The 21,065-nt window shown below is 63.9% G+C and carries 19 protein-coding genes, 1 tRNA gene and 1 pseudogene; 5 read left to right on the forward strand and 16 right to left on the reverse strand.

Going from position 1 to position 21,065, the window contains the following annotated elements; genetic code table 11:
• Positions 1-261 precede the first annotated feature (261 nt).
• From ACVJ19_RS33100 to ACVJ19_RS33110, 3 genes and pseudogenes are all read right to left on the reverse strand, one after another.
• The gene (locus ACVJ19_RS33100; RefSeq protein WP_453953293.1) at positions 262-2,034 is read right to left on the reverse strand and encodes an arylsulfatase; all 1,773 of its coding nucleotides are present in this window, start codon (positions 2,032-2,034) and stop codon (positions 262-264) included.
• 15 nt (positions 2,035-2,049) lie between these two features.
• A pseudogene (locus ACVJ19_RS33105) lies at positions 2,050-2,475 on the reverse strand (formylglycine-generating enzyme family protein); the annotation flags it as partial.
• 468 nt (positions 2,476-2,943) lie between these two features.
• Complete coding sequence (locus ACVJ19_RS33110) at positions 2,944-4,539, reverse strand: porin (RefSeq protein ID WP_453953294.1); 1,596 nt, start codon at positions 4,537-4,539, stop codon at positions 2,944-2,946.
• Between the two features lie 863 nt (positions 4,540-5,402).
• Between ACVJ19_RS33110 and ACVJ19_RS33115 the strand changes: the two genes are divergently transcribed.
• Positions 5,403-5,495, forward strand: a tRNA-Ser gene (locus ACVJ19_RS33115).
• Positions 5,496-5,631: 136 nt separating this feature from the next.
• Here ACVJ19_RS33115 and ACVJ19_RS33120 read toward each other — a convergent pair.
• The 9 genes from ACVJ19_RS33120 to ACVJ19_RS33160 all read right to left on the reverse strand — a co-directional run bounded on the left by ACVJ19_RS33120 (position 5,632) and on the right by ACVJ19_RS33160 (position 13,786).
• Positions 5,632-5,841 (reverse strand): hypothetical protein, encoded by a 210-nt coding sequence (locus tag ACVJ19_RS33120; RefSeq protein ID WP_453953295.1) that lies wholly within the window; start codon positions 5,839-5,841, stop codon positions 5,632-5,634.
• A gap of 195 nt (positions 5,842-6,036) precedes the next feature.
• Positions 6,037-6,303 (reverse strand): hypothetical protein, encoded by a 267-nt coding sequence (locus ACVJ19_RS33125; protein WP_014494734.1) that lies wholly within the window; start codon positions 6,301-6,303, stop codon positions 6,037-6,039.
• A gap of 1,574 nt (positions 6,304-7,877) precedes the next feature.
• Positions 7,878-9,356: an Asp-tRNA(Asn)/Glu-tRNA(Gln) amidotransferase subunit GatB gene (gene gatB, locus ACVJ19_RS33130; RefSeq protein WP_453953296.1), complete on the reverse strand. Its 1,479-nt coding sequence runs from the start codon at positions 9,354-9,356 to the stop codon at positions 7,878-7,880.
• Positions 9,353-9,655: a hypothetical protein gene (locus ACVJ19_RS33135; protein ID WP_453953297.1), complete on the reverse strand. Its 303-nt coding sequence runs from the start codon at positions 9,653-9,655 to the stop codon at positions 9,353-9,355. Before ACVJ19_RS33135 ends, gatB begins: the two co-directional genes overlap by 4 nt.
• Positions 9,646-11,121, reverse strand: coding sequence for an Asp-tRNA(Asn)/Glu-tRNA(Gln) amidotransferase subunit GatA (gene gatA, locus ACVJ19_RS33140; protein ID WP_453953298.1), 1,476 nt, complete (start codon positions 11,119-11,121; stop codon positions 9,646-9,648). Before gatA ends, ACVJ19_RS33135 begins: the two co-directional genes overlap by 10 nt.
• On the reverse strand, positions 11,118-11,330 hold the full coding sequence (locus ACVJ19_RS33145) for a hypothetical protein (RefSeq protein WP_027547180.1): 213 nt from the start codon (positions 11,328-11,330) through the stop codon (positions 11,118-11,120). Before ACVJ19_RS33145 ends, gatA begins: the two co-directional genes overlap by 4 nt.
• A 17-nt stretch (positions 11,331-11,347) precedes the next feature.
• The gene (gatC, locus tag ACVJ19_RS33150; RefSeq protein ID WP_008548395.1) at positions 11,348-11,635 is read right to left on the reverse strand and encodes an Asp-tRNA(Asn)/Glu-tRNA(Gln) amidotransferase subunit GatC; all 288 of its coding nucleotides are present in this window, start codon (positions 11,633-11,635) and stop codon (positions 11,348-11,350) included.
• Positions 11,636-11,711: 76 nt separating this feature from the next.
• The gene (locus ACVJ19_RS33155) at positions 11,712-12,788 is read right to left on the reverse strand and encodes an NAD(P)H-dependent flavin oxidoreductase (protein WP_453953301.1); all 1,077 of its coding nucleotides are present in this window, start codon (positions 12,786-12,788) and stop codon (positions 11,712-11,714) included.
• 17 nt (positions 12,789-12,805) lie between these two features.
• Positions 12,806-13,786, reverse strand: coding sequence for an NAD(P)H-dependent flavin oxidoreductase (locus tag ACVJ19_RS33160; RefSeq protein WP_453953303.1), 981 nt, complete (start codon positions 13,784-13,786; stop codon positions 12,806-12,808).
• A 97-nt stretch (positions 13,787-13,883) separates the two neighbouring features.
• On the opposite strand from ACVJ19_RS33160, the gene ACVJ19_RS33165 reads away from it, so the two are divergent.
• Both ACVJ19_RS33165 and ACVJ19_RS33170 read left to right on the forward strand, forming a co-directional pair.
• Entirely contained in the window at positions 13,884-14,774 is an 891-nt protein-coding gene (locus tag ACVJ19_RS33165) for a LysR substrate-binding domain-containing protein (protein WP_453953304.1), read from the forward strand.
• 187 nt (positions 14,775-14,961) lie between these two features.
• Complete coding sequence (locus ACVJ19_RS33170; protein WP_453953305.1) at positions 14,962-15,897, forward strand: cyclase family protein; 936 nt, start codon at positions 14,962-14,964, stop codon at positions 15,895-15,897.
• 61 nt (positions 15,898-15,958) lie between these two features.
• Here the strand turns inward: ACVJ19_RS33170 and ACVJ19_RS33175 are convergent, their stop codons facing one another.
• Positions 15,959-16,174: a hypothetical protein gene (locus tag ACVJ19_RS33175; protein WP_453953306.1), complete on the reverse strand. Its 216-nt coding sequence runs from the start codon at positions 16,172-16,174 to the stop codon at positions 15,959-15,961.
• Positions 16,175-16,220: 46 nt separating this feature from the next.
• Between ACVJ19_RS33175 and ruvX the strand changes: the two genes are divergently transcribed.
• Both ruvX and ACVJ19_RS33185 read left to right on the forward strand, forming a co-directional pair.
• Complete coding sequence (gene ruvX, locus ACVJ19_RS33180; RefSeq protein ID WP_453953307.1) at positions 16,221-16,700, forward strand: Holliday junction resolvase RuvX; 480 nt, start codon at positions 16,221-16,223, stop codon at positions 16,698-16,700.
• A gap of 4 nt (positions 16,701-16,704) precedes the next feature.
• The gene (locus ACVJ19_RS33185; RefSeq protein ID WP_453953309.1) at positions 16,705-17,628 is read left to right on the forward strand and encodes an AEC family transporter; all 924 of its coding nucleotides are present in this window, start codon (positions 16,705-16,707) and stop codon (positions 17,626-17,628) included.
• A 96-nt stretch (positions 17,629-17,724) separates the two neighbouring features.
• Here the strand turns inward: ACVJ19_RS33185 and ACVJ19_RS33190 are convergent, their stop codons facing one another.
• The 3 genes from ACVJ19_RS33190 to ACVJ19_RS33200 form a co-directional block, all read right to left on the reverse strand.
• Positions 17,725-18,489 carry a CPBP family intramembrane glutamic endopeptidase gene (locus tag ACVJ19_RS33190; protein ID WP_453953311.1) on the reverse strand — a complete coding sequence of 255 codons (765 nt, stop codon included), beginning with the start codon at positions 18,487-18,489 and terminating at the stop codon, positions 17,725-17,727.
• 117 nt (positions 18,490-18,606) lie between these two features.
• The gene (locus ACVJ19_RS33195) at positions 18,607-20,250 is read right to left on the reverse strand and encodes an acyl-CoA dehydrogenase family protein (RefSeq protein ID WP_453953313.1); all 1,644 of its coding nucleotides are present in this window, start codon (positions 20,248-20,250) and stop codon (positions 18,607-18,609) included.
• 20 nt (positions 20,251-20,270) lie between these two features.
• On the reverse strand, positions 20,271-21,029 hold the full coding sequence (locus ACVJ19_RS33200; protein ID WP_453953315.1) for a M15 family metallopeptidase: 759 nt from the start codon (positions 21,027-21,029) through the stop codon (positions 20,271-20,273).
• Between the last annotated feature and the right edge of the window lie 36 nt (positions 21,030-21,065).

Below are 21,065 nucleotides of genomic sequence, written 5' to 3' on the forward strand. Positions count from 1 at the left end.
GCCGGGAGCACGGTGGCGAGCGCCAGACATGCGCCGTCGTCGGCTTGGGCCTTCGAGGACTATTCTCAAGGTCTGACCCGCCCCTCAGGCGAGCCATCCCAATCCCGGAGCGCGCCGAGAGCTGCCGATGTCGCGGGTCAGAACCGGCAGCTCGCGTCACTCCCGGGCTTGGGGCGCCCGTCGCCGCATATCCTACTTGCCAGCGTGCGACTGCATGGCCTTCTCTATCCGCTCCTTGACGGCTTCCAGCGTTGCGACTGGCTACTGACCTTCGCGGTGCTTGATCATCTCGTCGATCTTCTTCTTGACGGCATCGAGGTTGAAGGAAGCCGGATCCTGCATCGGCGGATAGTCGACCGCCGTCAACGCGAGCTTCCCGACAACCTGCTGCACCAGGACGAAGCGCCAGAACTCACGGGCGAAGAACTCGTTAAAATAGCCAGGGGACCCGGTGTTCAGCGACTCGCCACGCATGATCGGCAACCTCTCGAATGGATCCTGGCGAATATTGGTCAGGGTGGGCATGTCCGTGGTGACCTTTTCGCCGGGCCAGCCGTACGGCTGCGCGAAGAACGTGAACTTCATGTCATCCAAGCGAACCGCGCCCAGGTGCGGGCCGCCGAAGTAGAAAACCTCATGGCGTTTGGATGGTCCCTTACCAGTAAGGAGATCCATCTGGTTGTAGCCATCGAGATGATTCTTGTAGGTCCGGTCGCCGAGCTTCACGCCCTTCAGCAACTGATTGGTGATATCAGGGTTGCCCGCCGCGGCCATCAGGGTGGGGAACCAATCGAGGCCGGAGAAGATTCCGTTCTCGACCGTGCCCGGCTTGATCTGGCCTGGCCACCGGATGATGCACGGTACGCGGAAGCCACCTTCCCCGACGGTACCCTTGGTGTTCTTGAATGGCGTCATGCCACCATCCGGCCATGTGAATACCTCCGCGCCGTTGTCGGTCGTGAAGATCAGGATGGTGTTGTTGGCCTCGCCGATGTCGTCGAGATGCTTCATCAGTGCGCCGATGCTGTCATCCATCTGCGTCATGCCGGCTTCCTCGAGACCATAGTTCGTCTGGCTATTCTGCATCGAGCTGTACTTCTTGGAGAGAAACGTCCAGACGTGCATGCGCGTGGTATTGTGCCAGACGAAGAACGGCTTGCCGTCCCTCTTGGCCTTGCTCATGAAGTCGGTGGAAGCCTTGACCAACACTTCGTCGAAGGTCGTCATGTCGTACTTTGGCTTCAGGAACGGCAGGTCGTGCATGTTCTGCACGTTCGACATATCCGGGAATGGCGGCAAAGGGCCTTCATCGACGATCCTCTGCTTGCCGACTTTACCCCAACGCGGCATCTCGGTCGGATCCTCCGTGTCGGTAGCAAAGCTGTGGATCACGCTGCGCGGGCCGTAGGTGTTGTAGTATTTCTCGTCGACGGGGAACGAGTACCAGTACGGGTCCGACATCGCGTCGAGGTGGTACAGATATCCGAAGAACTCATCGAAGCCGTGCAAGGTCGGGAGATACTTGTTGAGGTCACCGAGGTGGTTTTTGCCGAACTGCCCGGTGGCGTAGCCTTGTTCCTTCAAGGCGGTGGCGAGCGTCGCAGCCTGTGCCGGGATGCCGACGTCGGCACCGGCCTGGCCCACGGTCGTCAGCCCGGTGCGGATCGGCAGCTCGCCGGTGATGAAGTTCGCCCGGCCCGCCGTACAGCTGGCTTCGGCGTAATAGTCCGTGAACATCATGCCTTCAGATGCCAGCTTGTCGAGGTTCGGCGTCTTCCCCGACATGATTCCCCGATGGTAGGCGCCGATGTTGAACCAGCCGACATCGTCACCCATAATGACGACGATGTTCGGCCGTCGTCCGGCCGCAGCCGGTTGCTGTTGCGCTTGCGCCGGGCTCGTCAATCCGACGGCCGAGAGCGCCGAAGCGGCGACGAGAGAACTACCACTCAACAAGAGATCGCGGCGTTTCAATCCTCCACCGATTGGTCCCGTGCTCATCTCAGGCTTTTCCGGAATCCTATCTGTACTCATGATGTGATCCTCTTCCTAGCAAGCCATCTCGGCTTCAGGTGCATCACCAGAGGTGTCGATCGGCTCGGCATGACGCGCGGCCGGACGATAGCGGCGGCAGTAGTTGGGAGCGCAAAAATGCGAGCCGCCTTTGAGCACCTTGCGCGGAATCCTGAGGTTTGGCTGACAAGAGTCGTAGCTCGCGCCCTCGGGCCCGCCGCGAGGATTTTGCGGGATGCAGCAGACTTTCGAGGCGTCGGCTTCGTGCTTCTGCGAATACCAATCGGCCGTCCATTCCCAGACATTGCCGATCATGTCGTGCAGGCCGTAACCGTTGGCCGGAAATGCGGTGACGGGCGAAGTGCGCTCGAAGCCATCAGCCGCAAGATTCTGGTGCGGGAAATTGCCCTGCCAGGTGTTTGCCATTTGCCTGCCGCCGGGGAATTGCCCGTCACCCCAGGCCGGCGCTTCCTCCGGATAATGCCGATCCGAGCCCATGCGAAACGTGCCGCCCGGCACGTAAAGCATCCCCTCACCTGCTGGATCTTCGAACGATTGTCCGGAGCCAGACAACGATCTCGTATCAGCCAGATTCATCCCGCCCCCCGGGCCCGTGCATCAGCGGCCTGTGTTGCCTCACACCGCGCGAAGTGTTGCTTCGCTTGATATGCGCTTTTCGATAGTGGGGTCTTTGACCGATGGTGAGGCGTACAGAAACGGAGCGGCACTCCTCCGGGTTGATCCAGATCAAGGGTCCGTTTCGGGTTAAGCAGACAGCGCGGAGGGGCCGCGACCTGAGCCGGAGCGAGCGACCGGTTACGGAAGCGGGGCGCCGGCTCGGCTGACATTGCCGGGTCGCAAGCCCGTTCGCAAAAAGAAAAACCCCGGCGGTTTCCCGCCGGGGCTCTCTGTCAGGTCGTTAGACCGAACTTACCAGTTGCGCTGAGCGCGGAGGAGCAGAACGAGCGTGTCCTGATCCTTGAGCTCGTAGGTCGCGGCCGGCTTGGCGGGGATGATGTTCGTCGCCGCCGTGGTAACCGTGCCGCTGTTCTTCTGGTCGAGGTGAGTCCAGGAGAGGTCCGCCGAGAACGTCAGGTTCTTGACCGGGGTCCAGCGGGTGATGATACCCACCTGGCCGATGGCGAAGTCCGGGTTACAACCCGTCACGCCAGCGAGACCGCCGAGCAGGCCACCCGCACCACCAACGCCGCAAAGCGTGGTCTTGGCGAGCGTACCGAACTGCGCCTGAGCGTAAGCGCCGTAGATCGCGGTGTTCCAGTACGGATCCCAGTTATGGGTATACGCACCACGGAAGCCCCAGGTCTTGACCGTCTCCTGCTGGCTGCCCGTGATGAACACGGTGTCCGGAGCAGTGGCGAAGCCAACGCTGCCGTACGCGCCCGCGAGGTTCGAGCTGCCGTACATCGCGTAGGTGCTGCCCGCCAGGTTCTGGAAGTTGTAGCGGGTCGCGCCGTCGGTGTAGACGCCCTGGATGTTGATCACGTCACCCGCACCAGTCGGGATGTTCTTGATCGACAGAGCGAGCTGAACCGCCCAACCCCACTTGTCGTCGGGGTGGCCAGTGACTTCGCTCGCGCCATAGTAACCGACGTGGTTGTCATGCGCAGCCACCGACGCCTGGAAGAGGCCCCAGGCCTGGTCGACACGCACCATACCAACGAGGTTCGGAGAACGCGAACCACCGATGTTACCAGTACCGATACCACCGGAGAGAAGACCGGCAGCCGTGGCGCCGCTCATGTTCAGGTTACCAGCCTGCAGGTACTGGGTCGGATCTTCCGCAGAGAACGCCGCCGTCACGCCCTGACCGAAGTCAGCAGTGTAGGAGAACTGGTTGATACCAGTGACCGTGCCGCTGCCGCCGACGAGGCTGTCGAAGTTGTTGCCGGGATAGTTGGTCCAGGGCGCGTCGAACTGCGACACGGCCTTACCCATGGTGAAGCCAGCAAACTGGATGAAGGCGTAGTACACGCCGAGCGAACCAGCCGAGGTGTTGCCGTCGGTGCCGTTCACCGAACCGGAGCCGGAGCCCACCAGACCGGTGCCGGCCGCGTTCAGGCCGAGGGTGCCGCTGTACTGGGTCGCGCCGAAGCCGCTGCCGGTGCCGACGTAGTTGCCGGTCGTCCACGAGAACACGCCGTCGAAGAAGGTACGGACAACGCCGTATTCGGTGGCGGTGCGCGTGTCGATGTTGAGGTCTTCACGAGCGCGGGCGGTGTAGTAGTTCGTCAGACGGTTACGAGCACCGTTGGCGCCCTGGCTCGAAACGTTGAGACCGCCGCTGTAGTCCGAGTTGGTGCCCAGCGCGACTTCGGCGCGCAGGTAACCACCCAGCTTGATGCAGGTGTCAGTGCCCGGGATGTAGTAGAATCCGGCACCGTACAGGGAGCAGATCTTCACGTATTCGACCGCCTTGGCCTTCACGGGGAGATCGGCTGCCTGCGCTCCGCCAACGGCGATCAGACCCGCCGCTGAACCGAGCAAAAGGCTCTTAACCAACTTCATGTTAAACCTCCAAGTTTGCTCTATAGGGAAGGTTCCGGATCCGCTGGGTGACGACACCCTAAGGTTGGTTCCCTTGTCCCTTAAACTCACCGCTTAGCCGCTTCGCGCCTTCGGACACACCCGCTGAACGCGAGGGACTTAAGCGAACCACCTAAAACGGGACGACCTCGGGATGCCCCCCTCCGTCGCTCAGTCACAATTACCGAACGTCCTTGCACACACAACAACAGAACGCTCCGAAGCGGGCCTATGAAGCGCGTTTTCCGACGGGTGTTGCACAAATAACACGCAGATGTGATCACGGCGCCCTTGTAACACCCTGTTTTTACTAGCGTTTTAGAGACGGTTCCAATTGCCATCAAAATTCCCCAGTTAAGGAGCGACGGACAACGCCCTCGCTTGAACAGGCTTTGGCGCCCTCGAATCGTGGAATCAGAAGGGGACTCAAGGAGAAGGCACAGCCGCCTTCCGCCGCTCTTTTCTTGGCGCATTTCCTGGCGCGTACGCGGTCACAGCGGCCCGAGGGCGTGCGGCATACTCTTTGGGATGGCAGGGCTATTGGGATCGGGCCATCAGCTCCCCCAGACGCAGCCGGAGGGAACCCAGTCAGGCGTTCTGTCGCACAAGATTCGAAAATTTATAAGCAATACCAGATGCTTGAGGGAGAATAGCGGCGCTCATCCGTGAAGGACGTCCTTGTTATACGACGCCAGACGATTCCAGCTCCGTGTCAGTTCCCGCTGCGTCAGGCTCCTGCCCCGAGCCCAAACCGGTTTGTTTGGAAAATCGATGGGAATATTCGAGCGAAAACACGCGCTTCCAAATTGACCGGCTCAAGCAATTAGATGCATAAGGCTCGCACCGGAGAGGTGGCCGAGTGGCTGAAGGCAACGCTTTGCTAAAGCGTCATACGGTCTCAAGCTGTATCGAGGGTTCGAATCCCTCCCTCTCCGCCACCCAGCAGCAGCATCAAGGTCTGTGCGTTCTTTCAACCGAAAGCGACCGCCGAACGGCTGCGAAAGCCCGGTGCCAGGGATCAGCGCCGCCGAGCTCAGGCCGATTCGCGATGACGTTATATAAGTGTGTCCGCGCCTAGCGGCCGGACCGCCAGATGCGCCAATGCGAGGGCGAAATCAGCACCGGCTCGTTGGCCCAGACATTGAACCAGACGCCGGACCTGCGGCGGGCGGGAAAGGTCCAGGGCACGATGCCCGTCTTGTGCGGCCGTCCGAGTTCCAGATCACAATCGTCAGGCGCGATCTGAATCGGCAGCCATTGTCCATTCGTGTCACGGGCGCTCATTGCGGCCGGGTTCTTAAGCAGCCGCACGGCGAAACCATTGATTCAGCGCAACAGCCTCACCCGTGAAAACACGGGGTCTGACGCGATTCTCCGCTGAAGACGTATTCGAGCGAGGTGGGTACCGGCTCCCGTCAAAGAAGACGCATCAGCCAGGACCTGGAGCCCCGCTCCGATTCCATCGGAACGGAAATGGCCCTAGTGGGCGGAAACCCAGGCCCTCGCCTCGCGCTGCGCGGCCGAGATCTCGGCGTCCGACATCTGCCCGGCGACTTCCTGGCGGAGCGCGACGGCGTCCTTGCGGCCCTTCAGCGCGGCGAGATTGAACCATTTGTGCGCGGCGACGAGATCGACGAGGCCGGAGCGGCCGCTCGCCCAATAGATCCCGCGCTCGAACAGCACGTCCGACAGCGCACTGGCGTCGATCGGCGTTGCCGTCTCCAGATCGAAAGTACCCTGAAACATAACGCATCCCCTTTTTTCTTGTGCCGCCTCGTTCCCCCGAGCGCGGCTCCCGTCCAACTCTGATGTGCATGACCCTTCCCGGGATCACACACTGTTCAACTCCATCCCCATGCCGTTTGCCGGCTTGTTGGAGGCGATGATGGCGGGCAAATTTGAATGGCAGTTTAAGTATCGCGATGAAGCAGACGTAAACGCGAGCGCGCGACGCCCGCGCCGGGAATTCAAAAAGTCCGCGATTTGCAGGCACTTCTGCAATTCGTCAGATTCTGTTTACCCCAGGATTTTGGGAGAACGATAACCATTGCGCGCGGTGGTGCGTGTGTGTCCCGCGGCGTCCCCACTCGCTGTCGCTGCCTGCGACCCGGCTACGCCAGGGCTTCGCCGAGGCTTGCGGTCTTGGGAGTGAGAAGTTTCAGCAAGGGCGGCAGGCGGCTGACCCAGCATTGCAGAGACAGCAATGTCCCACGAGACGCCGCGGCGTACTGGATCGCCCGGTCAAGGCCGGGCGATGACACCGCGTATGGAGAGACGGCGCGCGCACAACGCCACCGGCGTCGCAGCCCTCGCCTGCCCAAGGCAGCACGGCAGAAGCGGCGCGGACGCGTCGCGGTCAGATCAGCAATGTCAGGAAAGGGGATGCCGGCAATACCCCGGCCTCAGGGAGAACGAGGGCGTCGGCGAACACGTCAGGACCAGATTTCACGTTGGCCCGAAGGCCGCTGGTGAAATTGCGGGGCCCTTTGGAAAGAGAACCGCACCGAACGAAGAAAACTCGTTTCTTCTGCCGGACCGTGAAAGAGAACGGCCCGACCGTTGACCTGATGTCTCGCCGACACCCTCTATCGTCGACCAGAACCTCTGGGAGGCGCTGATGACGTGCCGGCTGCTTTAGGAGCCGGCAACTTCAGAAGCGAAGTTACTTCTTCTTCTTCGCGACCTTGCGGGTCTTCTTCGCAGTCTTCTTCACTGCGCTCTTCGCCTTCTTCGCCTTCTTCGCTTTCTTGGCCATGTTGCCCTCCGATGTGTGAGATGGCTTTAATCGCTGCGTGCACTCGGGGATCGAATGCACTCACCCCGAATACACCAACACGACGAAAAAAACATCTTCTCACTTAAGGAAGTGTTGACGGCGCAGTGCGCGTGCGCCAGCCGCGCCTGATTTGGCGACACGCAGAGACACTCGTCTGCGATTGCAAATGCGTCTCGCAGCATTGACGTCGTCAAGCGACGCGATTGCAAAAAAACTCTATGCAGCAAGTATTATCCTGCGCGCACACATCACGCGTGATCAGTGCGACGAAGCGCGCTGCAATGCGCGCCATCGCCTCGCGGAGGCGAGTCGCGGACTCTGAGTCGCGGATTTTGGCAACGAAATTATTTTCATGCTTAACGGCGCAAGCGCTCGTCAGAGCGTGTGCAAGTCGCCGTTTTGCGCGAATCGCGCGACGGCGATTCGGTGGCGCTGCGCGCCCTCGGCGGGTGATGTTTGCCGCCAACGATGCGCGCGAACGTCGCATCGCGAAGCCGTCGCGAGGTGACGGAGCGTGTCCGTCACCTCGTTCGAACGCGTGAGGCTAGACGCCGAGCTTGGACTTGAGCAGGTCGTTGACGCTCTGCGGGTTGGCCTTGCCGCCGGACGCCTTCATCACCTGGCCGACGAACCAGCCGAGCGACTGCGGCTTGTCCTTCACCTGCGCCGCCTTGTCGGGATTGGCCGCGATGATGTCGTCGACCACCTTCTCGATTGCCGAGAGATCGGTGACCTGCTTCATGCCGCGGCTTTCGACCAGCGCGCGGGGATCGCCGCCCTCCTGCCAGACGATCTCGAACAGATCCTTGGCGATCTTGCCGGAGATCGTGCCCTCGCCGATCAGATCGATGATCCCTGAGAGCTGCTCGGCGTTGACCGGAGAGTCCGTAATATCCCGGCCTTCTTTGTTGAGACGGCCGAACAGCTCATTGATCACCCAGTTCGCCGCCATCTTGCCGTCACGGGCGCGGTTGGCGAGCTTGTCGAGCACCGTCTCGTAGAACACAGCGCTCTCCCGCTCGGCGACCAGCACGCTCGCATCGTAAGCCGACAGGCCGAAATCGGCGACGAAGCGCGCCTTCTTCTGGTCCGGCAGCTCGGGCAGCTCAGCCTTGAGCTCGTCGACCAACGTTTGGCTGAACTCGAGCGGCAGCAGATCGGGATCGGGGAAGTAGCGATAATCGTGCGCCTCTTCCTTCGACCGCATCGAGCGTGTCTCGCCCTTGTTGGGGTCGTAGAGCCGCGTTTCCTGCTCGATCTCGCCGCCGTCCTCGAGGATCTCGATCTGGCGGCGCGCCTCGTATTCGATTGCCTGGCCGATGAAGGTGATCGAGTTCATGTTCTTGATCTCGCAGCGGGTGCCGAGCGGCCCGCCGGGCTTACGCACGGAAACGTTCACATCGGCGCGCAACGAGCCCTTCTCCATGTCGCCGTCGCAGGTGCCGAGATAGCGCAGGATCGAGCGCAGCTTGGTCACATAGGCTTTCGCCTGCTCGGCGTCGCGGATGTCCGGTTTTGAGACGATCTCCATCAGCGCCACGCCGCAGCGGTTGAGATCGACGAAGGACAGCGACGGCGACTGGTCGTGCAGTAACTTGCCGGCGTCCTGCTCCAGATGCAGCCGCTCGATGCCGATCGTAGCGGTCTTGCCGCCGTCGAGCTCGACGATCACCTCGCCCTCGCCGACAACAGGCGACTTGTACTGGCTGATCTGGTAGCCCTGCGGCGAGTCCGGATAGAAATAGTTCTTCCGGTCGAACACCGAACGCAGATTGATCTTTGCGTTCAGCCCGAGCCCGGTCCGGACAGCCTGCCTGACACATTCCTCGTTGATGACGGGCAGCATGCCCGGCATCGCCGCGTCGACGAGGGACACATGCGTGTTCGGGTCGCCGCCGAACGCGGTGGAGGCGCCCGAGAACAGCTTTGAGTTCGACGTCACCTGAGCATGGATCTCCATGCCGATGACCATCTCCCAGTCACCGGTGGCACCTTTGAGAAGCTTGTGCGTGGCCGTGCTCATGTCTTGCTCCCGAGCAGCGTGGCAGCGATCCGCTGCCACTCCGCTTCCAATGAATCCTTTGCCGCGACCTGGCCGGCCTGGCGATACCAGTAGCCGGCATTGCCGAGATCGCCTTCGACGCGGTGCAAGTATGCGTGCACCCAGGCCGCATCGCGGCTGCTCTCGTCCTGGACGATCCTGTGCGCGCGGTCCCAGTCGCCCTTGCCGGCCCACCAAAGACCTGTGAGCGGCGCGTTCAGCTCCGGCGCGGGCGCCGCGCCGTCGAGGCTCGCGATGAATGCCGCGACATTCACCACCACCTCGCGGGCGTGAAGCGGCCGGCGGCCTGCTCGATCACTTCGCCGAGCGAGAACAGCGTCTCCTCCTCGAACGGACGGCCGATCAGCTGCAGGCCGAGCGGCAGGCCCTGCGCATCCTTGCCGGCGGGCACGGCGATGCCGGGCAGGCCCGCCATGTTCACGGTCACGGTGAAGATGTCGTTGAGATACATCTCGACCGGATCGGCGCCGCCCTTCTCGCCGATGCCGAAGGCCGCCGAGGGCGTCGCCGGCGTCAGGATCGCGTCGACGCCCCTGGCGAAGCAATCCTCAAAATCCTTCTTGATCAGCGTGCGCACCTTCTGGGCGCGCAGATAATAGGCATCGTAATAGCCGGCCGAGAGCACGTAAGTGCCGATCATGACGCGGCGGCGCACCTCCGCGCCAAAACCTTCGGCGCGGGTGTTCTCGTAGAGCTCGACGATGTTCTTGGCCTTCTCGCGCAGGCCGTAGCGGACGCCGTCATAGCGCGCGAGGTTGGACGAGGCCTCCGCCGGCGCCACGATGTAATAGGCCGGCAGCGCGTACTTCGTATGCGGCAGCGACACTTCGACGAGCTCGGCGCCGGCCGCCTTCAGCCACGCCGCGCCCTCGCTCCAGAGTTTCTCGATCTCGGCCGGCATGCCGTCGAGACGATACTCCTTGGGGATGCCGATCTTCATTCCCTTGACGGACTTGCCGATCGCAGCCTCGTAATCCGGCACAGCGATATCGACCGACGTCGTGTCCTTCGGATCGTGCCCGGCCATCGAGCGCAGCAGCATCGCGGCATCGCGCACGCTGCGCGCGATGGGACCTGCCTGGTCGAGCGAGGAGGCAAAGGCGACGATGCCCCAGCGCGAGCAGCGGCCATAAGTCGGCTTGATGCCGACGGTCGCGGTGAACGCCGCCGGCTGGCGGATCGAGCCGCCGGTGTCGGTCGCCGTCGCACCCATGCACAGCAACGCCGCCACGGCCGAGGCCGAGCCGCCGGACGAGCCGCCCGGCACCAGCGTCGTGTTGGAGCCATCACGCCGCCAGGGATTGCCGACGGGGCCGAAGCACGAGGTCTCGTTCGCCGAGCCCATCGCGAACTCGTCATTGTTGAGCTTGCCGAGCATCACCGCACCGTCGCGCCAGAGCTGCGAGGTCACGGTGGACTCATAGGTCGGCACGAAATTGCCGAGGATTTTTGAGCACGCCGTGGTGCGCACGCCCTTGGTCGCGAACAGGTCCTTGATGCCGAGCGGGATGCCCGCGAGCGGGCCGGCGTCACCCCTGGCGATCTTGCTGTCCGCCTCGCGCGCCATGGCGCGCGCCTGGTCGGGCGTCTCCATCACGAAGGCGTTGAGCACGCGCGCGGCTTCGATCGCATTCAGATGTGCGTCGGTCAGCTCGAGTGACGTGAAAGTCTTGTCGGCGAGACCCTTGCGGGCCTCGGCGAGCGTCAGCGATGTCAAATCGGTCATTTATTGATCGGGCTGCAGAAGAACGGAGACAGGGTCTTGTCGTTGGCCGGGTCGTCTTTTTTGGCGGCGGCTTTCGCAGCCGCCTCGATCTCGTCGAGCACGGCATTGACGGCGACATTGGGATCGGCAGCCTTGCCCTGCCGCTCCATCTTGTCGAGGTAATTCATGTAGGCCTGGTAGGCCTTTTCATCGTCGCAAAGCAGACACATCGGACCACTCTTGAAATTTACTCGACGACCTTCGGCACAAGAAAGAAGTGACCTTCGGTCGCGGGCGCGTTGGCAACGATATCGTCGGCGATCTCGCCGTCATTGACCACGTCCTGCCGCTTCTTCATCTGCATCGGGGTGACCGAGGTCATCGGCTCCACGCCCTCGACATTGACCTCCGAGAGCTGCTCGACGAAGGCGAGCATGGCGTTGAGCTCGCCCTGCAGATGCGGAACCTCGTCCTCGGAAACCGCAATGCGCGCCAGATGCGCGATGCGGCGGACGGTAGCGGCGTCGACGGACATTATATAAGGCCTCTCACGGCAAAACCCATGTGCCGTATAGCAGAGGCCGCTTTTGCGCCGCAACCGGCGCTGGGACTTACCCAGCCAGCCCCTTCATGCGGGCTAAGGCCGATTTGGCCAAATCCCGGGTCAATTCGGCCGCAGGGACCTCGAGGCCCAGGGCGATCGCCTGCCCGGCCCAGAGATTGGTGAAATCCACCCTGCCCTGCTTTTCGGCAGCCGCCTTGAGCGGCCCCAGCGCGGTCGCGGCATGGGGAAACGGGGGCGCGTCGGGCGAGATCGGGCCGGCCTCACGCATCAAACGGTTCTGCACACCGCGCGCCGGCCGTCCGGTCATGACATTGGTGATGACGGTGGAATCGTCCCGCGCTTCAGCGAGCGCCTTGCGGCCGCCCGCGCTGACCTTGGATTCCGGGCAGCGCAGATAGGCGCTGCCGATCTGCACGCCGGAGGCGCCGAGCGCGAAGGCCGCGGCAATGCCGCGCCCGTCGGCGATGCCGCCCGCCGCGATCACCGGCACCTTCACGGCATCGACGACCTGCGGCACCAGCGCGAACGTGCCGGGCTGCTCCGCGATCTTGTCGGTCAGGAACATGCCGCGATGGCCGCCCGCCTCGGCGCCTTGCGCGATCACGGCGTCGACGCCGTGCTGCTCGAGCCAGACTGCTTCCTTCACCGTCGTCGCGGAGGAGACGACGAGACAGCCCGCCGCCTTGACGCGCCTCAGCAGCGCCTGCTCCGGCAAGCCAAAATGGAAGCTGACGACCTCCGGCTTGAGCTCCTCGACGACCTCGCAGAAGGCCGCATCGAACGGCGCACGGTTCGCCGCAGCGATCGGCGCGGCCGGATCGAGACTATGCTCGGTGTAATAGCCCGTCAGCCGCTGCTTCCAGCGCGCGTCGGCCTCGCTCGTGAGCTCAACCGGCGTGTGGCAGAAGAAGTTCATGTTGACCGGCGCCTTCACGCGCTGGCGGATCAGACCGACCTGCTCGCGCGCCTTCTCCGGCGAGATCATCGCGCAGGGCAGCGAGCCCAGCGCCCCGCCCTGCGCGGCCGCGATCACCAGCTCCGCATCCACCGCGCCGGCCATCGGCGCCTGCACGATCGGGAATTCGGTCTTGAACAAATCGATCAGTCGACGGTCAGGCCACATGGTTGCTTTCTCTCAGTTCAGGCGACGGACGCGATTGAATTGTGCCTTCCCGCAAGCAGCTGCTCCGCTTCAACCGCAATCCGCTCGACGATCTCGGCCGCCGGTGGAATATCATGGATCAATCCGACCGCCTCACCCGCGATCACCGCGGCGACGTCGAAATTGCCGGCCGCCTTTGCCGCCGCATACTCGGCCGCGACTGCGGCCACATTCTGCATCAGCTCGACCTCGCGCCCGATCCAGCGCCGGGCGTGGTCGTTGACCAGACACCTCCCCGTGAACGGCGCCGGCCAGACATTGTTGCGCGAGAGATCGAAGATGATGCCGCGCACCGTCGAGCCGCTGTTCGCCGCGCAGATGCGCCGCTTGGCCTCCTCGGCGCCGTCGGCCTCCTGGCTCGCATAGAAGCGCGTACCGAGCAGCACGCCGCTTGCCCCCAGCATCATCATGGCCGCGAGCCCGCGCCTGTCTGCGATGCCGCCGGCCGCGACGACAGGCACACGGCCCGCGGCGAGATCAACGATGGCGGGCACGAGATCGACGGTGGTGCGGGACGCACCATGGCCGCCCGCCTCCGTCCCCTGCGCAATCAGAATGTCGGCGCCGGCGTCGAGCGCCTGCCGTGCCATCGCCTCGTCCTGCACCTGGCAGATCAGGCGCGCGCCGGCGGACTTGATCCTTGGCGCGAACGGCGCGGGATCGCCGAACGACAACATGATCGCAGATGGCTTTGCGGCGAGCGCGACATCGAGAAGCTCGGGCTTTCTGGCGAGGCTCCAGGTGATGAATCCGATCCCGAACGGCGCACGCAGTTCGGCGAGCTTCGCCGTCTCCTGCTCCAGCCACGCCTTCTCGCCATAGCCGCCGCCGAGAATGCCGAACCCGCCGGCGCGGCTCACAGCCGAGACCAGACGGCTGCCCGCGATGACATCCATCGGCGCGAGCAGGATGGGATGCTCGATCTCGAGCAACGTGGTCAGCGACGTCGCAAGCGGCATGATCCCTCCCTGATCTGGACAGCGAGACTAGGCGCGGCTAGCATTCTCGAAAAATGAATTGTTACGAACGCTGCCATCTCAAAAGCGAAACGACGCCATGGAACTCAGCGACATCCAGACCTTCGCCGCGGTCGCCCGCACCGGCGGCATCACCCGCGCCGCGGAAGAGCTCAACACGGTGCAATCGAACGTCACCCAGCGCGTGAAGGCGCTGGAGGCCGAGATCGGCACGCCGCTGTTCGAGCGCCACAGCCGCGGCATGACGCTGACCGGCGCCGGCAAACGTCTCCTCCCCTATGCGCAACGGATGGCCGCGCTGTCGCGCGAGGCTGTGCTCGCCGCGCGCGACGATGGCGAGCCGAAGGGACCGCTGGCGATCGGCTCGATGGAGACAACGGCAGCCGTGCGATTGCCGCCACTGCTCGCCGATTTCCACCGGCGCTTTCCCGCCGTGCGCCTCTCGTTACGCACGGCAACCACGGCCGACCTCGTCGCCGGCGTGCTCGACGGCACGCTCGACGGCGCCTTCGTCGCAGGTCCCATCGCGCATGCCGACCTCACCGCGACCAGCGCCTTCCGCGAAGAGCTGGTGCTGGTCAGCGCGCGGCGCTGGACTTCGCTGGCCGAGCTGCGCGCCGGCACGCCGGAGTCCGGTCCGACCGCGCTGGTGTTCCGCACCGGCTGCACCTATCGCCAGCGGCTCGAGCAGGTGTTCGTCGAGTTCGGCTGGCCGTCGGCCGCACGCTTCGAGCTCGGCACGCTCGACGGCATGATCGGCTGTGTCGCCGCCGACATGGGCGTGACGCTGTTGCCGCGCGCGGTCGTCGAACGCAGCGCGATGAACGGCAGCGTGTCGATCCACACGCTGAGCACTTCGCACGCACGCGCGGAGACGCTCTTCATCCAGCGCAGCGCCGGACATCAGTACAGCGCGCTTCAAGGCTTTGCCGCGTGCCTGAAGAAGGACGAGGACGTCATCGCGGCATGACGCGACGCAAACGTTCCACGCCACGAAATTCGTCACAAATCCATCGTGTTTGAATCGATACGTGCCGCGTTCTGCCATCGCAGCGCAGCACTTCGAAAAGCTTTGAAGCGCGCGATCATTCTACGTTAGGATGAGTGACTGGCCAGCGCGAAACCATAAACGAAGCCAAACATCGGGAGGACTATCGATGCGCAATACGCTCGTGTTGTGCTGTCTCGCCGTTTTGTCGGCGATATCGGGAACAGCAAGCGCTCAGGACTGGACCAAATCGAAATGGGGGCCGAACGACGAGATCGGCGCCGCCAACTACATGACGCCCGAGCTGGTGGTGAAGGCGGCATCGCTGGTGAAGACCGGCAAGACCTACGCCCTCGGCATTCCCGTCACACCGAGCACTCCTGCCTATCCGCCGCGCACCTTCAAGCTCACCATCGTACAGCCCGGACAGGCCGGCAGCCCGGGTCTCGGTCCCAACAAGGCCACCTACAACGACGATATCCTCGACACCTGGGTCGGCATCGGCAGCCAGCTCGACGGCCTCGGCCATCTCGGCGTCGAGCACGTCTATTACAACGGCAACAAGCTCGCCGACTTCGCCGACCCGAATGGCTTGAAGAAGCTCGGCATCGAGAAGGTGCCGCCAATGGTCACCCGCGGCGTCCTGCTCGACATGGCCGCCTATTTCAAGACCGACGTGGTGAAGGAAGGCACCGCCTTCAACGTCAAGGAGATCGAGGAAGCCGCCAAGCAGCAGAACGTCGAGATCCGCCAGGGCGACGTCGTCATCTTCCACACCGGCTGGCTCAGCCTGATCGGCAAGGATGACAAGCGCTATTCGGCCGGCGAGCCCGGCCTCGGCGTTGAGGGCGCGAAGTACCTGACCGGCAAGGGCGTCGTCGCTGTTGGCGCCGACACCTGGGGGCTCGAGGTGCTGCCGTTCGAAGGCAAGAACGTGTTCGAGGTGCACCAGATCCTGCTCGCGATGAACGGGACCTACATCCTCGAGAACATGGACACCGCTGCGCTTGCCCGGGACAAGGGCTACGAATTCCTGTTCGTGCTGGGACAGCCGCGCTGGACCGGCGGCGTGCAGGCGATGATCAACCCGATCGCAATCCGCTGATCTTGAGACCCGGGCGAGGCGCCGCCTGCCTCACAGCAAGCGCCCTCGCCCGACCTCTCCGTCACCGCAGCCTCAGATGCCATCGCTGCAATGCCACGACGGCCCAGATCGCCTCGACGAGGCCGAACGGCCAGGCACCTTGCAGGAAGCCATAGGCCGAACCGAGCGCGCAGGAGGCGGCGAACAGCAGCACGAACCAGTGGCTGCGGTCCTCCAGGGCATAGCAGACCAGCATCGCCGTCACGGCAAACAGGCCGAATAGTGTCAGCGCATCCATGTTCCGGGTTCACTCTGCAGCGCGACGCATGATATGCGCTACATCCATGCCGGCTCTTATCCTGCCTCTCGTCGATGCTGCAACCCATTGGCCCGCGCGCGGCGCGCTGGTCGGGCTCGACCTGGGCACCAAGACCATCGGCGTTGCCGTGTCCGACCCGGACCGGCGCTTGGCGACCGGCGTCGAAACGATCCAGCGCAAGCAGTTCAAGCAGGATGCCGCACGGCTGCTTGCCATCGCCGCCGAGCGCAAGGCGGCCGGCTTCGTGCTCGGCCTGCCCATCAACATGGACGGCAGCGAGGGCCCGCGCGCGCAATCCACCCGCGCCTTCGCCCGCAACCTCGCCGGCCTGACCGCGCTTCCCATCGGCCTCTGGGACGAGCGCCTGTCGACCGCGGCCGTCGAGCGTGAGCTGATCGGCATGGACGTCAGCCGCGCCAAGCGCGCCGAGGTGATCGACGAGCACGCCGCGATCTTCATCCTGCAAGGCGCGCTCGACCGGCTCGCTAATTTGCGCACCGGCTGATCCCATGGCCGTCGTGATCGCGGCGCTGCTGCCGGTCTTCATCCTCATCGTGCTTGGCGTCGTGCTGAAGCGCAGCCTGATGCGGCTGGACACGCAATGGCACGGGCTGGAGCGGCTGACCTATTTCGTGCTGTTCCCGATGCTGCTGATCCAGACGCTGGTGAAGGCGGACCTTTCAAAAGTGCCGGTCGCCGGCGTCGGCGGCGCACTGCTGCTGTCGGCACTGGCAATGTCGCTGTTGTGCCTCGCGCTACGCCCCGCGCTGTCGCGGCTCGACGTCGACGGGCCGGCCTTCACCTCGATCTTCCAGGGCGCGACGCGCTGGCAGACCTATGTCGCGCTCTCCGTCTCCGCCAACATGTTCGGCGACGTCGGGCTGGCGCTCGCCTCCGTGGCCATGGTCGCGATCATTCCGCTGGTCAACGTCTTCAGCGTCGGCGTGCTTGCGCATTATGCCTCGCCCGAAAAACAGTCCGCCCGCGCCATCGTCGTGACGGTAATCCGCAATCCCCTGATCTGGGCCTGCGCGATCGGCCTCGTCATCAACGTCGTCCATCTGCCGCTGCCGAAGATCTGGCACGAGGTGGCGGACGCGCTCAGCCGCTCCTCGCTCGCCATCGGCCTGCTCGTCACCGGCGCGGGCCTCCAGCTCAAGGGCCTGCTCCGCCCCAGCCTGAGCGCGACGATCGGCGTGGCGTTCAAGCTGGTCCTGATGCCCGTGCTCGCGCTGGTGCTTGCCGCCTGGTTCGGGCTATCAGGCAACAGCCTCGCGATCGTCGCGATCTGCGCGGCGGTGCCGACCTCGCCCAGCGCCTATGTGCTGGCCCGCCAGATGGGCGGCGACGCGCCACTCTTGGCGCAGATCATCACGCTGCAGACCATTTTGGCGGCGATCACCATGCCGATCGCGATCGCGCTGGTGGCCTAAAGCGCGATGAAATTGGATGAATCGTCATCGCGCTTCAGGTTGTTGTTTGCGCATGATCTTTCCGGAAAACCGCTTCGCACTTTTCCGGATCATGCTTTAGCTCCCCAGCCACATCGTCAGCACCACCGCGGTCATGTTGTTCAGCGCGTGCAATATGATCGTGAGCCAGAGCGAGCCCGCGCGATGGCGCATGTAGCCGAACCACAGGCCGATGGTGAAGACCTCGGCGAGGAAGTACATGTCGTATTGCAGGTGCACGATTGTCCACACCAGCGACGACAGCAGGATCGCGCCCGGCACGCGCAAAAAGCTCGCCGACCAGCCGCGAAACAGGAAGCCGCGCGCCAAGACTTCTTCCGAAATCGGCGCGGCCACGCTGAAGGCGATCAGCAGCAGGAGCGCGGCGCCCTTGTCGCGGCCCGATTTCAACAGCTCGGTCATGAAGCCCGGCGTCGCCTCGCGGCCGAGCGATCGCGATGCCACCTCCCAGGCCAGCACGATCAGGACGAGGCCGACCGCGCCGAACAGCAGCTGCTTCCACGACGGCCAATAGAGCGCGAGATAATCGACGAACGACGCCTTCTTGATGCGGATGGCGAGCCACACCGCCGCCAGTGTCGCGGGCAGGCCCATGATCACCGACAGCGCCAGCGCCTGGGGCTCGTGACCGATCGACTGGAGCGAGGCCATGTCGAGCGGAACGCCGCGGAGCACGACCAGCAGCAGGATCGCACCGATCTGCCCGACGAACATCGCGACGAAGATGAGAAGCCCCCACAGCGCCGTGCCCCAGAATTTCCAGACGCGCGGCGGCGCAGGCGTCATGACGAGCGGCGGATGATCGGGATTGAGGGAGTCCATCAGGAGGCTTTCGTTGTGTTCACACCGTCATTCCGGGGCGGTCCGAAGGACCGAACCCGGAATCTCGAGATTCCGGGTTCGATGCTTCGCATCGCCCCGGAATGACGGAATAAATAATCACGGCAATGCCCGCTCGAGCAACGCGCGCACGTCGGCGCTGTCCAGCTCCACCGCGCCATACATGCTGGCGTGGTTCGTTGCGAGACGCGTGGCGGCAAACAGCTCCGCCTGACGAGGCGACACGCTATTGAGCGCAGCAGCAGCGGCCAGCAATGCCAGCTTCTCGACCGCAAGGCGCGCGACGCGCTCGCCATCGGCGCGGCGAAAGGTCTTGCCGATGAACGCGGCCGCCTCGCCTGCGCCTGGCAAGCCTTTGGTTTCGGCCGCAAGCGATTGCAGCACGGCCGTCGCCGCATCCGGCTCGCGCACGAGCGCGCGCAGCACGTCGAGGCACATCACGTTGCCCGAGCCCTCCCAGATCGCGTTGACCGGCGACTCCCGGTAGTGGCGCGCCAAAATGCCGTCCTCGACATAGCCGTTGCCGCCGAGACACTCCATCGCCTCGTACAGAAATGCCGGCGCACTCTTGCAGGTCCAGTATTTGATCGCGGGCGTGAGCAACCGCATATAGGCGGCCTCGGACGCATCGTGCGGGGTCCGGTCGAAGGCGCGGCAGAGCCGCATCACCAGCGCCACGCTCGCTTCCACATGCAACGCCATGTCCGACAGCACGGCCTGCATCAGGGGCTGATCGGCCAGATGTTTCTGGAACACGCTGCGGTGACGGGCATGATGCAGCGCATGGGCGAGGCCCGAGCGCATCAGGCCGACCGAGGCGATGGCGCAATCCTGCCGCGTCAGCTGCACCATCTGGATGATGGTGCGGATGCCCTTGCCCTCCTCGCCGACAGCTTCCGCATAGGCACCGACGAATTCGACCTCGGAGGACGCATTGGAGCGGTTGCCGAGCTTGTCCTTCAGCCGCTGGAACTGGATCGCATTGACCGAGCCATCCGGCGCAAAGCGCGGCATGAAGAAGCAGGTCAGCCCGCTATCTGCCTGCGCCAGCACCAGGAACGCGTCGCACATCGGCGCCGACATGAACCATTTATGCCCTGTGATGCGATAGGCATCGCCGTCGCGCACCGCGCGCGTCATGTTGGTGCGCACGTCGGTGCCGCCCTGCTTCTCGGTCATGCCCATGCCGAGCGTCATGCCGCGCTTCTCCCACCACGGCGCGAAGCTGGGATCGTAGCTCTTCGTCGACAGCACCGGCATCACGCGCGCGAGCAGATCAGGCTGCATCGCCAGCGCGGCCACGGAGGCGCGCGTCATCGTGATCGGGCAGAGATGGCCGGTCTCGACTTGCGCAGCGATGTAGAACTTTGCGGCCCGGATGACCTCGGCGGCATCGCCCGCAGGTTTTCCGTCCGCCGTCCAGGTCGAATTGTGCACGCCGGCATGCGCACTGTGCGCCATCAGTTCGTGATAGGCCGGATGAAACTCGACCTGGTCGCGGCGATTACCCTTCGAGTCAAAGGTCCGCAGCTTCGGTGTGTTCTCGTTCGCCACGCGCCCGCGATCGGCCATCGCGGCCGAGCCCCAATGCCTGCCGAACTCCGACAGCTCCCGCTCCGCCGCTGCGCCGCCATTGGCCTTGACCGCGTTGACCAGCGGCCGGTCCATAGCGAACAGGTCGACGTCCTCGAACGGCGGCGACTGGTTGAAGACCTCGTGGGTCGCAAAACTGGGCTGGGTCATCTGACGTCCTCGGCGCGGAATCAGTTCCGACGCGGCTGGATCGGGAAATCATAGGCCGCCCCGCCCGCCCCCGGCAGGGAAAAGTGCCACCACTCCTTCGAATAGTTCACAAAGCCTTGCCTGGCCATCGCAGCCACCAGCCGCCTGCGCCAGGCGCGCTGCTCCGGATTGATCGACGGTGCCGCGGTATGGCCCTTGGCGTCGGTACAGTCGTAGCCGGTGCCCATGTCGACGCTACCTTCCGGCACCCGCGCCTCGACCGGCGCCGTGCAGTCGGCGTAGGTTTTGGTCGGATCATATTTGCCGGAATTGTCGGCCTTGAGATCGACCAGCGTGAGGTCGAGCGCCGCACCGGTGGAATGCTGCGAGCGGCTCGCGATGTAGCCGAGGCGAAACAGCTCGGTCTTCGGGATCCTTGGATTGTAGCGCCGCTCGGCAGCGGTCTCGTGGCCGTTCTGCGACCACTTCACCATGTCGAGCGAGGCCCGCGCCGGCCGGTAGCAGTCGAACATTTTCAGCGACAGATTTTGCGCCGCCAGCTCCGTTTGAACCGCCTTCAGCCGCAGCCCCACCTCCCGTTTCACCACGCATTCGCCGGCGCCGTAGCCGGCGAGCGGACGGCCGACGAAATTGTTCGACGCGGCGTAGCGGATGTCCTGGATGATGCTGGGATCGATGTCGCGCAGATAGACGAAGCCGCCGGGGAGCGCTTGGGCTGAAGCCGAGGAGATTATGGTTATCGCAACGATCGCAATCAGAAATGATCTGAAGAGAGACATCCACATTTTTCTCCGTCATTCCGGGATGGTCCGAAG

Source organism: Bradyrhizobium sp. USDA 376 (assembly GCF_054063675.1).

Coding starts and splice junctions, on each gene's coding strand:
- ACVJ19_RS33145 (WP_027547180.1), bottom strand. CDS start 11,330: ATGTGTCTGCTTTGCGACGATGAAAAGGCCTACCAGGCCTACATGAAT.
- ACVJ19_RS33195 (WP_453953313.1), bottom strand. CDS start 20,250: ATGACCCAGCCCAGTTTTGCGACCCACGAGGTCTTCAACCAGTCGCCG.
- gatB (WP_453953296.1), bottom strand. CDS start 9,356: ATGAGCACGGCCACGCACAAGCTTCTCAAAGGTGCCACCGGTGACTGG.
- ACVJ19_RS33175 (WP_453953306.1), bottom strand. CDS start 16,174: ATGGATGCGCTGACACTATTCGGCCTGTTTGCCGTGACGGCGATGCTG.
- ACVJ19_RS33165 (WP_453953304.1), top strand. CDS start 13,884: ATGGAACTCAGCGACATCCAGACCTTCGCCGCGGTCGCCCGCACCGGC.
- ACVJ19_RS33120 (WP_453953295.1), bottom strand. CDS start 5,841: ATGAGCGCCCGTGACACGAATGGACAATGGCTGCCGATTCAGATCGCG.
- ACVJ19_RS33185 (WP_453953309.1), top strand. CDS start 16,705: ATGGCCGTCGTGATCGCGGCGCTGCTGCCGGTCTTCATCCTCATCGTG.
- ACVJ19_RS33110 (WP_453953294.1), bottom strand. CDS start 4,539: ATGAAGTTGGTTAAGAGCCTTTTGCTCGGTTCAGCGGCGGGTCTGATC.
- gatA (WP_453953298.1), bottom strand. CDS start 11,121: ATGACCGATTTGACATCGCTGACGCTCGCCGAGGCCCGCAAGGGTCTC.
- ACVJ19_RS33170 (WP_453953305.1), top strand. CDS start 14,962: ATGCGCAATACGCTCGTGTTGTGCTGTCTCGCCGTTTTGTCGGCGATA.
- gatC (WP_008548395.1), bottom strand. CDS start 11,635: ATGTCCGTCGACGCCGCTACCGTCCGCCGCATCGCGCATCTGGCGCGC.
- ACVJ19_RS33100 (WP_453953293.1), bottom strand. CDS start 2,034: ATGAGTACAGATAGGATTCCGGAAAAGCCTGAGATGAGCACGGGACCA.
- ACVJ19_RS33200 (WP_453953315.1), bottom strand. CDS start 21,029: ATGTCTCTCTTCAGATCATTTCTGATTGCGATCGTTGCGATAACCATA.
- ACVJ19_RS33160 (WP_453953303.1), bottom strand. CDS start 13,786: ATGCCGCTTGCGACGTCGCTGACCACGTTGCTCGAGATCGAGCATCCC.
- ruvX (WP_453953307.1), top strand. CDS start 16,221: ATGCCGGCTCTTATCCTGCCTCTCGTCGATGCTGCAACCCATTGGCCC.
- ACVJ19_RS33155 (WP_453953301.1), bottom strand. CDS start 12,788: ATGTGGCCTGACCGTCGACTGATCGATTTGTTCAAGACCGAATTCCCG.
- ACVJ19_RS33190 (WP_453953311.1), bottom strand. CDS start 18,489: ATGGACTCCCTCAATCCCGATCATCCGCCGCTCGTCATGACGCCTGCG.
- ACVJ19_RS33125 (WP_014494734.1), bottom strand. CDS start 6,303: ATGTTTCAGGGTACTTTCGATCTGGAGACGGCAACGCCGATCGACGCC.